Annotated in this window: 11 protein-coding genes and 2 riboswitches; all 11 genes read left to right on the top strand. The window is 35.0% G+C overall.

Features of this window, described 5'->3' with window-relative positions; translation table 11 throughout:
- Window positions 1-197: 197 nt before the first annotated feature.
- The 11 genes from rluB (at window position 198) to O1A01_RS16535 (ending at window position 11,605) form a co-directional block, all read left to right on the top strand.
- Window positions 198-929, top strand: coding sequence for a 23S rRNA pseudouridine(2605) synthase RluB (gene rluB / locus O1A01_RS16585; RefSeq protein WP_066418584.1), 732 nt, complete (start codon window positions 198-200; stop codon window positions 927-929).
- A gap of 201 nt (window positions 930-1,130) precedes the next feature.
- Window positions 1,131-1,664, top strand: a complete 534-nt coding sequence (gene resA, locus O1A01_RS16580) for a thiol-disulfide oxidoreductase ResA (protein ID WP_066418581.1) — start codon at window positions 1,131-1,133, stop codon at window positions 1,662-1,664.
- Between the two features lie 12 nt (window positions 1,665-1,676).
- A complete protein-coding gene (gene resB, locus O1A01_RS16575; RefSeq protein ID WP_270064508.1) occupies window positions 1,677-3,320 on the top strand; it encodes a cytochrome c biogenesis protein ResB in 1,644 nt (547 codons plus the stop codon).
- Between the two features lie 18 nt (window positions 3,321-3,338).
- On the top strand, window positions 3,339-4,502 hold the full coding sequence (gene ccsB / locus O1A01_RS16570; protein WP_066418574.1) for a c-type cytochrome biogenesis protein CcsB: 1,164 nt from the start codon (window positions 3,339-3,341) through the stop codon (window positions 4,500-4,502).
- Between the two features lie 179 nt (window positions 4,503-4,681).
- Window positions 4,682-5,401: a response regulator transcription factor gene (locus O1A01_RS16565; RefSeq protein WP_066418572.1), complete on the top strand. Its 720-nt coding sequence runs from the start codon at window positions 4,682-4,684 to the stop codon at window positions 5,399-5,401.
- A complete protein-coding gene (locus tag O1A01_RS16560) occupies window positions 5,398-7,170 on the top strand; it encodes an ATP-binding protein (RefSeq protein ID WP_066418570.1) in 1,773 nt (590 codons plus the stop codon). Before O1A01_RS16565 ends, O1A01_RS16560 begins: the two co-directional genes overlap by 4 nt.
- A gap of 97 nt (window positions 7,171-7,267) precedes the next feature.
- Window positions 7,268-7,462: riboswitch (cobalamin riboswitch) on the top strand.
- A 152-nt stretch (window positions 7,463-7,614) separates the two neighbouring features.
- The gene (locus O1A01_RS16555; protein WP_270066428.1) at window positions 7,615-8,031 is read left to right on the top strand and encodes a DUF4430 domain-containing protein; all 417 of its coding nucleotides are present in this window, start codon (window positions 7,615-7,617) and stop codon (window positions 8,029-8,031) included.
- The gene (locus O1A01_RS16550; RefSeq protein WP_066418563.1) at window positions 8,031-8,546 is read left to right on the top strand and encodes an ECF transporter S component; all 516 of its coding nucleotides are present in this window, start codon (window positions 8,031-8,033) and stop codon (window positions 8,544-8,546) included. The genes O1A01_RS16555 and O1A01_RS16550 overlap by 1 nt, the downstream gene beginning before the upstream one ends.
- 234 nt (window positions 8,547-8,780) lie before the next feature.
- Window positions 8,781-9,317 (top strand): RNA polymerase sigma factor SigX, encoded by a 537-nt coding sequence (sigX, locus tag O1A01_RS16545; protein WP_066418562.1) that lies wholly within the window; start codon window positions 8,781-8,783, stop codon window positions 9,315-9,317.
- The gene (locus O1A01_RS16540; protein ID WP_270064507.1) at window positions 9,307-10,539 is read left to right on the top strand and encodes a GerMN domain-containing protein; all 1,233 of its coding nucleotides are present in this window, start codon (window positions 9,307-9,309) and stop codon (window positions 10,537-10,539) included. The genes sigX and O1A01_RS16540 overlap by 11 nt, the downstream gene beginning before the upstream one ends.
- Before the next feature lie 172 nt (window positions 10,540-10,711).
- Window positions 10,712-11,605 (top strand): M23 family metallopeptidase, encoded by an 894-nt coding sequence (locus tag O1A01_RS16535; protein WP_270064506.1) that lies wholly within the window; start codon window positions 10,712-10,714, stop codon window positions 11,603-11,605.
- 85 nt (window positions 11,606-11,690) lie between these two features.
- Window positions 11,691-11,830: riboswitch (FMN riboswitch) on the top strand.
- Window positions 11,831-11,839 lie beyond the last annotated feature (9 nt).

Raw genomic sequence — 11,839 nt, 5'->3', positions numbered from 1 at the left:
TAGTATAATCAATCTATGGTGCCTATAATTTAATGTATTATAAAGGTGAAATAAAACACCTAACTTATAAAATATCTAAAAAGTATGTTACTTTCCATAATAGTTATAGTACGTTATAATAAAATATTGTGAAAAATGGCTATCATATAAGTAGGTAACTTAACCGATTAGGTTATGGAATATAATGAGGTGAAATAATGGAACGTTTACAAAAAGTTATTGCCCATTCGGGAATAGCGTCTAGAAGAAAAGCGGAACAATTAATTCAAGAAGGAAAAGTAACAGTTAACGGGAAAGTAGTTTCCGAACTAGGAGTAAAAGTAAATCGAAATGATAAAGTAGAAGTTGAAGGTATACCAGTACATAGAGAAGAACCAGTATACTACCTACTATATAAGCCGAGAGGTGTTATTTCGAGTGTAAGTGATGACAAAGGGAGGAAGGTAGTTACAGACTTTTTTCCTTTCATTGAGGAAAGAATTTACCCTGTAGGCCGTCTAGACTATGATACATCCGGGTTATTAATAATGACAAATGATGGAGAGTTTGCCAATAGTTTAATGCACCCTAAATATGAAGTAGATAAACTGTATATCGCAAAGGTAAAAGGTATACCTACCCGCGAAGCAATAAAAAAGTTAGAAAGAGGAATAGTCCTTGAAGACGGAAAAACTGCTCCAGCAGTTGTGAAATTAGTTTCTATGGATAAGAAAAAGCAAACAGCTATATATGAAATGACCATTCGTGAAGGAAGAAATCGTCAAGTACGACGTATGTTCGAAGCAATAGGTCATCCTGTGTTAAAACTAAGAAGAGAACGGTATGCACATTTAACATTACAAGGTTTACAACCAGGCGAATACCGAGAATTAACACCTCATGAAGTTAAACAACTTAGAGTATTAGCTACGACGAAACAAAAAAGATAATGAATTTTAACCCTTGTTCAAAAAAGCGCTTTGATTGACATACTTGCTTTGCTTATATAGTGTAAAAGGTAAGGTGGGGCAATGCTTCCCACCTTGATTTTGTTTAATCTGTCATAAAGAATTCATAATCTATCCACTATGTAAAAAGTGATAAATGTTATAATAGCGTAGAAAATTATAAGGATAGGAGATTTTTGAAGAATGAATAAGAAAAATAGATTTTTTATGCGTTCAACTATTCTAGTTCTCCTGTTAGCGGCATTAACTTATACAATTTACACTAACTTTTTTCATACGAGAGCGTTAGTTAATGTTGGGGATACAGCTCCTGATTTTGCATTAAAAGATTTAGAAGGAAATACTTTTCAGCTTTCAGACTATAGAGGGAAAGGAGTATTTCTAAATTTTTGGGGAACTTGGTGTCCACCATGTGAAAAAGAAATGCCCTACATGGAGAATCAATATCAATTCTATCAAGATAAAGGAGTGGAAATAATCGCCGTGAACATTCAAGAAACGGATGTTGCAGTGCGAAGTTTCCGCGATCGTTATGGGTTAACATTTCCTATTCCTATTGATAAAACAGGACAAGTGAGACAAGCATACGGTATAAAACCAATTCCTACTACTTTTCTTATTGATGAAAATGGTGAAGTTGTGAAAATTATTACAACTGGCATGACTGAAAGAATGGTGCAAGAGAGTATGGAGTTAATCTTACCGAACAATCAATAAGGAGAAATTCATATGAATGAAATGAAATGTGAGTGTGGACATGTAAATCCACACGGTACAATTTTATGTGAAGCTTGTGGAAAACCGACAGAAAATGAAAAAACTAAAACTAAACTTTTAGACATGACTTACGAAGGAAGTGCTAGAAGGTCCCAAACTTATAATAAAACGATTGTTGATAAAATTTGGAACTTTTTCTCTTCTGTAAAAGTTGGAGTTTGGTTAATTGTTATTACTTTAATAGCTTCATCATTCGGAACCATTTTCCCACAAGAAATGTACATACCGCCAACGATGGCTGCAAGTGAATATTACGAAATGGAACACGGTTTTTTCGGTAAATTGTATTATACGTTAGGATTTCACAATTTATATAGTTCATGGTGGTACTTAATACTTGTAGCATCTATTGGAATTTCCTTAGTCATTTGTAGTTTAGACCGTGTTATTCCACTGTATAAAGCTTTAAAAAATCAAAGAGTAACGAGGCATGATAGTTTTTTAACTAGACAACGTGTTTTCGGTAAAACTACTGTTGAAATTCATGATGATGAGATTGCTATAGTTAAAGAAGGGTTAAAAAAACGAGGATATAATATTCGTGAAGAAAACGGTAACATATTAGCAGAAAAAGGCCGTTTCTCGAGATGGGGTCCTTATGTCAACCATATTGGATTAATTATTTTTTTAGCCGCAGCAATATTAAGATCCGTCCCTGGAATGTACCTTGATGAAGTATTGTGGGTAAGAGAAGGTGAATTATTATCGATTCCTGGTACAGACGGTCAGTATTATTTAGAAAATGAAAGTTTCTTACTGGAAGTTTATGATTCGGAATCTACGGATGAAGTGTTCAATCAAGCAATTGAACGTGCCGGAAATGGTATGCTAGTTTCCAATTATCAAACAAATGCAGTATTATATGAAAGAGTAGGGGACATTGTTCACGGTGCTGAACCGGAATTAAGTGTAGTAAAAGAACATGCCATTAGAGTTAACGAACCATTAAAACATGATTCTTTCGGAATATACCAAGTAGACTTTAAATTAAATGAATTTAAAACGATGTCATTTAATCTATTGAATAAAGAAACAAATGAAAATTTTGGAACAATTACAGTAGATTTAACAAAACCTGAAACATTATATGATTTAGGTGACGGTTATTCTGTCCAAATCGTAAACTATTTTCCTGACTTCTTTTTAAACGAAGGGGAACCAGGAACTAGAACAAGAGTGCCGAATAATCCAGCATTCGTATTCCGAATGATAACTCCAGATAAACCAAAGGGAGAAATAAGCTTAGTCGCAATTCAGCAAAATTTAGAACCAGAAGGTAATAACGAATATCGCATGGCTTTTGCAGGATTAGAAACTAGAAATGCAGCTGGACTTACCGTTCGTGTTGATCATACACTTTGGATTTTTGGTCTAGGCGGAACTATATTTATGATTGGTGTTATTCAAGGGATGTATTGGAATCACCGCCGTGTATGGGTAAAACGAAATGGGAATGAAGTGTGGCTTGCCGCACATACGAATAAAAACTGGTTTGGTCTGAAGAAAGATATTTCTAAGGCGTTGGAGCATTCAAAAATTTCAATACCTATTGACCAAACAGAAGAAGAAAAGAATTCAGAAAATGATAAAACTTAATTTAAAAGGGTGATTACTATGGCACAGTTAAGTGGTAACTTGCTATATGCAGCATTTCTTCTATATCTGATAGGTACCGCTTTCTTCGGTGGAGCTTTAAAATCGAAAGAAGGAAGCAAATGGTCAAAATTAGCCATTTCTATTACGATTGTGGGATTTGTTGCTCATTTAGGATATTTTATAACAAGATGGATTGCTGGAGGACATGCTCCTGTTAGTAACTTATATGAATTTACTACATTTTTTGGGATGACGATTGTTCTTGCATTCATCGTACTTTACTTTATTTATAAAACAAGTACATTAGGATTATTTGCATTACCAATTGCTTTAATACTAATTGCATTTGCAAGTATGTTTCCGTCCGATATAACTCCATTAATTCCAGCATTGCAATCTCATTGGTTACCGATTCACGTTATTACAACGAGTTTAGGAATTGCAATACTAGGAATGAGCTTCGTAGCTGGACTAATTTATTTAATAAAAGTAGTGGATTACAGTAAAAAAGGAAAAAAACCTTTTTGGCTTGAATTTTCATTATTTACGCTTGTTGTATTTATTGGTTTTGTTGTTATTACGGTTATTTTTAGTTCGATGGATTATGAAGCAAACTTCAAATATATTGATAAACGTGGAGCAGAGGCAACGGTTGAATACGTGCTTCCTCCGTTAGTTGGTCCAAACCAAGGGGAATTACTTACAGAAGATAGAATGAACCCTCTTGTAAGTTTACCAGCTATTATTCATACACAAAAATTGAATACAGTTATTTGGTCTATTATTACAGGAGCTATTTTATATGTACTTATAAGATTATTATTTAGAAAACCTCTAGGAGTTTTACTAAAACCAGCAGTAAGAAGAGTAAACCTTGATGTTGCAGACGAAATTGGTTATCGCTCTGTTGCTATAGGTTTCCCAGTTTTTACACTAGGCGGATTAATCTTTGCTATGATTTGGGCTCAAATTGCATGGACTAGATTTTGGGGTTGGGACCCGAAGGAAGTTTGGGCATTGATCACATGGCTATTTTATGCAGCATATCTACACTTACGTATTGGAAAAGGCTGGCACGGAGAAAAATCGGCTTGGCTTGCCTTAGTTGGATTTGCTATTATTATGTTTAACTTAATTGGAGTAAACTTAATTATTGCCGGACTACACTCTTACGCGATGTAGATTAAACTGATTAGATGAATAATTTCATAAGCCTTCACATCATATGTGGAGGCTTACATTAATATAAGGATAATTTACTCAAGCACTGACTTTGCTAGACGTTGTGAAGAAATATTAGATACAATAGGAAAGAGTACTTAATGATACGGAACTAGTATGAAAATTAGGAGGATGGAAAGATGGAACAAGAGTATAAAATATTAGTAGTCGATGATGAAGAACGAATTCGTCGACTTTTGAAAATGTATCTAGAAAGAGAAAATTATGTAATCGAAGAAGCAGATAATGGTGAGGACGCATTATCGTTAGCTTTAGAGAATGATTATGACGTTATATTACTAGACCTTATGATGCCAGGAATGGACGGCATGGAAGTTTGTAAAGAATTGCGAGAGAAAAAAGCAACACCAGTAATTATGTTAACTGCTAAAGGAGAAGAAGCAAATCGTGTTCAAGGTTTTGAAGTTGGTACGGACGATTATATCGTTAAACCGTTCAGCCCACGTGAGGTAGTGCTTAGAGTTAAAGCGCTTTTACGCCGCGCGTCATCAACAAGCTTTTTAAATACAGAAACATCTTCAAAAGATATTATTGTATACCCTCATTTAACAATAGATAATGATGCACATAGAGTAAGTGCTGACGGAAAAGATGTTAACTTAACCCCTAAAGAGTACGAGCTTTTATATTTTTTAGCAAAATCACCGGACAAAGTTTTTGATCGAGAGCAACTATTAAAGGAAGTTTGGCAATATGAGTTCTTTGGTGATTTACGTACAGTAGATACTCATGTAAAGAGGTTAAGAGAAAAATTAAATAAAGTATCCGAACATGCAGCAAAAATGATTGTTACAGTTTGGGGTGTAGGTTATAAGTTTGAGGCTGGCAATGAGTCATGATTTGGAAAAGTGTTGTAGGTAAGCTTTGGCTTACCATTTTACTTCTTTTTACGTTTGTATTATTTATTTTAACAATATTGTTATTAGAGTTTTTCGAGAACTACCATGTAAATGAGGCGGAAAGAGAATTAACACAGTTAGGTAGAAAAATATCGATGATTGTAGAGGAACATGAAGATTTTGAACTGGCAAAATCAATTGCTTGGCAACTTGCGGATGATGTTTCTCGAGTAATTATTTTTTCAGACAAGGATCATTACTGGCATTCCCCAACAGATGAGACAGATGCTGTTTTACCTAGCGAATTTTTCCGAGAAGATGAGGAACTTTCCCAAGTTTTCCTTGATCATACAATTGTAACGAAAAAATCATACTCACCCGATTTAGATTCTGAATCAGAAGCTTTTGGAGAAATGATGATTGTTGGTACCCCACTTCATATTGATGGTGTAGAAGATGGCGCAGTTTATATGTACCAATCGTTAACAGCGATTAAAGAAACGACGAACCAAACAACACAACTTATTTTAATATCCGCGGGGATTGCTATTTTCCTTACAACCATTTTTGCGTTTTTCTTAATATCAAGAGTAACCTCGCCATTAAGGAAAATGAGGGAGGCTGCTTTTGAAGTAGCGAGAGGTAAGTTTGACACGAAAGTTCCGATCTTAACGTATGATGAAATCGGTGAACTTGCGATGGCGTTTAATCAAATGGGAAGACAATTAAAGTTTAACTTAAATGCACTTAATCAAGAAAAAGAACATTTGGCAAACATATTAAGTAGTATGGCAGATGGAGTAATAACGCTAAATCGTGATGGGACAATATTAATAACGAATCCGCCTGCTGAACGTTTCTTGCAAGCATGGTTTTACCAAGAAGGTAGTGATACGCGGGAACAATTACCTCATGAAATAAAAGAGATGTTTCAACGGGTCGTCAACTTTGAAAGAGAGCAAAGTATGGAACTTACCTACCAGGGGAGAACTTGGGTAATCGTCATGAGTCCTTTATATAATAATACCCACGTGCGTGGTGCAGTAGCTGTCATTCGTGATATGACGGAAGAAAGACGTTTAGATAAATTAAGAGAAGGATTTATCGCTAACGTTTCTCACGAGTTACGTACGCCAATTTCAATGCTTCAAGGATATAGTGAAGCAATAGTGGATGATATTGCTGGTAGCGAAGAAGAAAAGAAAGAACTTGCCTCCGTTATTTATGATGAGTCACTTCGTATGGGGAGGTTAGTAAATGACCTACTTGATTTAGCTAGATTAGAGTCTGGACATAGCACCGTGAACAGGGAACAAGTTGAAGTGGAAGAGTTTTTTGATAAAATGATTCGAAAGTTTCATGGTCTTGCTAAAGAGAAAATGGTAGATCTTCATTCAGAAATAATTGGGGACACGCTAGTTGATTTTGATGTAGATAAAATGGAACAAGTTTTTACTAACTTAATTGATAATGCACTACGTCACACAGATTCAGGTGGTAGTATCACGATTCGAGTTGAGCTTGGAGAGCTTGGAATGAAAGTAGATGTACAAGATACTGGACAAGGCATACCAGAAGAAGATATACCATTTGTATTTGAACGCTTCTATAAAGCGGACAAGGCTAGAACTAGAGGTAGATCTGGAACAGGTTTAGGATTGTCGATTGTTAAAAATATAATAGAGTCACATAACGGCTCAATAGGTGTACATTCTAAACTAAATGAGGGAACGACATTTTCTCTCGTTATTCCACGAACTGTGCAATAATTTGTTAAGTTGTACCGAATAATCTTGTTTATTATGAAACAATTTTTCTTGTCATTTTATACTTCTTTGTGTAAGATGGTACTGTATTCATAAACTTAATAATTATAAGTAAATTGGTGTCACACTGTGGCTTAAAAGGGAATTTGGTGCGAATCCAAAACTGTCCCCGCAACTGTAAATGTGGACGAAATGAGGTAACCACTGTATGTATGGAATGAGAGTTCGTCATACGGGAAGGCTCAAAGTAGGAAGAAGCATAAGTCAGTAGACCTGCCAATGAACTTACAAGTTTCGAAGCTTCGGGGTATGAGTAGCTGAAACGACAATATGGTATTGAACCTGCTGCAGAAGGTGAATTCCTCATTGTTGTCGTTTTATAGCTCATCCTTTAAGGATGAGCTATTTATTTTTTTTCATAATATATAAAAGGATGGGAATTACGTGATGAAAAAAATTTGGATTAGTTTATTAGTTGCAATATCTCTTATTGTGACGGGGTGTGCAGCAGACAACACAAATAATACAAATAACAACGCAAATGCTGGAGTAGAACAAAATGAAGAAGTAAACAAAGTAACGATTAAATTAGTAAAAGATAACGGGGAAGAAGTAATAAGTGAAGAGGCATTGCAGTTTGAAGAAGGAGAAACACTGATAGATGTAATGCATGAGCACTTTGAATTAACAACAGACGACAGTGGTGCATTTATTGTAGGAATTAACGGTATTGAATCGGATTACGAGAATAATTACTTTTGGATTTATACAGCAAATAATGAAGAAGTCTTAGTTGGCGCAAACGAATATGTGTTAAAAGATGGCGATGTTATTGAATTTAACTATTCAAAGTATGAAGGCTAATGAGCACAAGAAAAATTGCTTTATTAGGCTTATTAATAGCGTTATGTGTAGTAGGTAGAATGGTGTTTTCCTCGGTTCCTAATGTACAGCCTGTTACAGCAATCATTATTATTTGCTGCCTTTTGATGGGGCCTCAAAACGGTATCATACTTGCTGCTGGAACAGCATTTGTTTCTAACTTATTTTTAGGTAGTGGTACTTGGACGTTACTTCAAATAATTGCGTGGTCCATAATTGGAGTACTTTCAGGTCTCATTGGGATGAAATTTAAGAAATTGCCCATATGGTTACTTGCAACGTACGCTGGATTTTGCGGCATGCTCTTTGGTTTGATCATGTCGCTAGAACGCCTGATTATAGGTAAATTGTTTTGGCCGTATTACTTAGCGGGATTACCGTTTGACTTTAATCATGCAATTGGAAATATCGTATTCTTTATAGTGTTATATCCTATTCTATCCCCGATCATAAAAAGAGAAGCTTCGTTTATGGTGCAATCGTATAATAAACAGTAGATATAATTAGAAATTAGTTATATAGTATATATAAAAAGAAGTCATATATTATGGCTTCTTTTTTAAATTTTTAAAAAGCCAAACTATTGCTCTTTTAAAATATCTTATTAAAGCCTTCTTAAGTTTTCCAAAAAGTACTAAAAAAAATCTAGTCATTCGTAATATTTTGTAATATATTTGTAATGTAACTTTGTACGAAAAGTTTCGACTAATGTATTGAACGGAGGGTTTAGAATGCATGCCGTTTTTCAAGAGCTCTATGAAAAATATCACCAAGACGTCTATCAATTTTTATTTTATATGGTGAAAAATAAAGAACAAGCGGAAGACCTCGTTCAAGAAGTTTATATAAAAGTTCTACGCTCATACGACCGATTTGAAGGGAAAAGTAGTGAAAAAACATGGCTATTTTCGATAGCTAAACATGTAGCTATTGATTCATTTCGAAAACAAAAGGGATGGAAAAACAAACTTCTTGAAACGTTTGATTGGAATAAGCAACAAGTGAAAGATGTTGCACCATTACCGGAAGAAGTAGCTGTGAAAAATGAACAGGTTCAATTGTTGTATCGTTGCTTAGATAAATGTAAGATGGATCACCGAATTGTTCTTATTCTCCGTTACATTCAAGCTCTCTCTATTCAAGAAACTGCGCAAGTGTTAGGTTGGTCTGAAAGTAAAGTAAAAACAACTCAGCACCGTGCGGTTAAAGCCTTAAAAGCCCATATGGAAGAATTAGAGGAGAAAGGGGGAAATAGTAATGCATCGTAAAACGGACGATGAGCAAATGGAGAAGTTATTTAATCAATTACCAAAAATGACGGATGAGCGTTCAGCGGAAGAGATATATGCAAATATTCAGCAAAAGGTAGAAACTTCACCGAAACGTCGTATTAACTGGATGCCTAGCGTAGCTTTAATTGCGGCGATTCTCCTTTTTGCAATCATTTCTCCTTTCACGTTTCAAAAAATGGATAGTAATAGTAACAGTGCCTTTGATGCCCCTCAAGATAGAGGAGGATCAATGGAGATGTATGCTGATGATAGTAGTGCTGATATCGCTGTAGAGGAAGAATCGTTTAATGTAACGGACTATAAAGAAAATAGTGAAAACGAATCTTTTGACGTTCAATCAACGAATGATTTTCCGAATTATGTAGTAACGACTGTTAGTCAGTCAGAAGAATATGTAATTACTTTGGCCGTTTCCGCTGAGTTAGAAGGAACCGATGATCCACTAACATTACCGCTTTCTTTTGTTGTTCAAAAAAATAATAGAACGTATATAGAAGCATTTAACGAATTACGACAAGAATTAGGAAATTTAATTGATTTACCTTCATTTGGACTGATGAATACAATGTTAAATGATAATATTACTTTCTCTCAAGGTACGGCTACTGACGGTAATGATAGAGTCATTATGGAGATGAATGCAGGACATCGGGCATACTCTTCTACACAGATGAACGCTTTTTTCCAAGAGGTACAAGAAACGTTTAGATGGCACAACTTTACTGAAGTAGAATATTTAAATGAGGGTAAAGCTGGAGTTGAAATAGGTAACGATGTTAAAGAATTTGATTTGATTGATACGTTTAAGCGAGTAGCATATTTTAAATTTCAAAGAAATGATGATGTTAGCAAAAGCTTGTTAGTCGCCTCAAAAGAAGAATTTCAGTCTATGCAAGAGGCGGTAGAGGCGATGAGCCAAATACCGAATATTAATTACGTATTTCCATCGATTCCAGCTAGTATGAGAGTAGACCAAGTGATAACCAATGATGAAGAAATGGTAACTATTTCTTTTGATAATAGCCTTGCATTAGAAAATACAGAAGAACATTCAACAGCTCTCCAAGCATTAATGTTAACGGCGAGAGACTTTGGATTCGAGCAAATACAATTTAATTATCCTAACGCTGATATGATTGGTTCGATTCGTTTAAATGTTCCACTTTCGGTACCATTAGCTGCAAATCCTATGAACTAAAAAAAGTAGCAAACCAACCTTGGTTTGCTACTTTTTTATTCCTACATTTTACGATTATGGAAATCATTGTGTTGTAAAAGTAGTATTTTTGACACAATTAAACGAAAGCCTGTCATATTTTAGACCAAGCGTACATATCATCTAACAACTTTCTTTATTGTAGGAGGACATTATGAATAATTTAATAGAACGCTTGGCGGTCGTCATAGTAATGGCACTTTGTATCTTTCTATTGTTTATCGGTGGAACAAGTGTGAAAGCAGAAACAGAACATAATGTACTTAGAGATATAAAGACTTGGCAGTGGCCCTTACAATTAGACGAGGGTAGGTTTACTGATTACTTTGGTACAAGAGGTGGAACACATAAAGGAGTGGATATTGCTGCTCCTACTGGTACCGCTATAATGGCCGCTAATGATGGGATCGTGTATTTTTCAGGCTATAGAGGTTCATATGGTAATGTTATTATGGTGAAACATGAAAACGGATTAGAAACATTATATGCTCATTTGCATAAAAGATTTGTTGTTGAAGGGACTGAAGTAAAAAAAGGTGAAATAATTGGAACGGTTGGCTCTACAGGCAATTCAACAGGACCTCATTTGCATTTTGAGTTACATAACGGAGAATGGAACAGCAGTAGAACGAATGCGGTAAACCCGTTGGATTATTTTGTATTAGAGCAAGAAACAGATGAAAGGGAAAGAAAGATATTATTCTCACCATGGACGATGCAAGATAAGAAATTAATAGAATTTGAGGAAGTAAAACAGCAAAAAATTAAAAAAACAATTACCATTAAGAAAAATGATACACTTTGGGATATTGCACAAGTCGAGCAAGTTACAGTTGCTTCCATTATGGAATGGAATGATCTAAAGAGCGACCTTATCTTTCCTGGACAAGAAATCTTTATTTATGATGAGGATACTTATGTGGTACAAAGCGGAGAAACAATAGAAGATATTGCGGATTCATTGGATGTAGAGGTAGACTTTCTAGTTACTTTAAATGATTTATCACATGAATTCCTTTATCCAAATCAAATATTGAAAATAAAATAAACATAAAATAAATAGCTCAAGTCTTCTTCCTTCCTATTTTAGCATTATTATAGTATATTAGTATTGTATTTTAAAATATAATACGATTCATCTTCGGGGCAGGGTGTAATTCCCGACCGGCGGTGTTGAGTTAATGTTGTTAACTCTTAGTCCGTGAGCCTGTAAAAGGGCTGATTTGGTGAGATTCCAAAACCGACAGTATAGTCTGGATGGGAGAAGATGGAGGTTCAAAGC

This window comes from Sutcliffiella sp. NC1 (assembly GCF_027594365.1).
GTDB lineage: Bacteria > Bacillota > Bacilli > Bacillales > Bacillaceae_I > Sutcliffiella > Sutcliffiella cohnii.
The sequence above is the reverse complement of the archived record's forward strand: the minus strand, read 5'-3'. Positions and strand labels throughout refer to the sequence as shown.

Excerpts from the sequence above, each read along its gene's own strand:
- rluB (WP_066418584.1), top strand. The coding sequence starts at position 198 with ATGGAACGTTTACAAAAAGTTATTGCCCATTCGGGAATAGCGTCTAGA.
- resA (WP_066418581.1), top strand. The coding sequence starts at position 1,131 with ATGAATAAGAAAAATAGATTTTTTATGCGTTCAACTATTCTAGTTCTC.
- resB (WP_270064508.1), top strand. The coding sequence starts at position 1,677 with ATGAATGAAATGAAATGTGAGTGTGGACATGTAAATCCACACGGTACA.
- ccsB (WP_066418574.1), top strand. The coding sequence starts at position 3,339 with ATGGCACAGTTAAGTGGTAACTTGCTATATGCAGCATTTCTTCTATAT.
- O1A01_RS16565 (WP_066418572.1), top strand. The coding sequence starts at position 4,682 with ATGGAACAAGAGTATAAAATATTAGTAGTCGATGATGAAGAACGAATT.
- O1A01_RS16560 (WP_066418570.1), top strand. The coding sequence starts at position 5,398 with ATGATTTGGAAAAGTGTTGTAGGTAAGCTTTGGCTTACCATTTTACTT.
- O1A01_RS16555 (WP_270066428.1), top strand. The coding sequence starts at position 7,615 with ATGAAAAAAATTTGGATTAGTTTATTAGTTGCAATATCTCTTATTGTG.
- O1A01_RS16550 (WP_066418563.1), top strand. The coding sequence starts at position 8,031 with ATGAGCACAAGAAAAATTGCTTTATTAGGCTTATTAATAGCGTTATGT.
- sigX (WP_066418562.1), top strand. The coding sequence starts at position 8,781 with ATGCATGCCGTTTTTCAAGAGCTCTATGAAAAATATCACCAAGACGTC.
- O1A01_RS16540 (WP_270064507.1), top strand. The coding sequence starts at position 9,307 with ATGCATCGTAAAACGGACGATGAGCAAATGGAGAAGTTATTTAATCAA.
- O1A01_RS16535 (WP_270064506.1), top strand. The coding sequence starts at position 10,712 with ATGAATAATTTAATAGAACGCTTGGCGGTCGTCATAGTAATGGCACTT.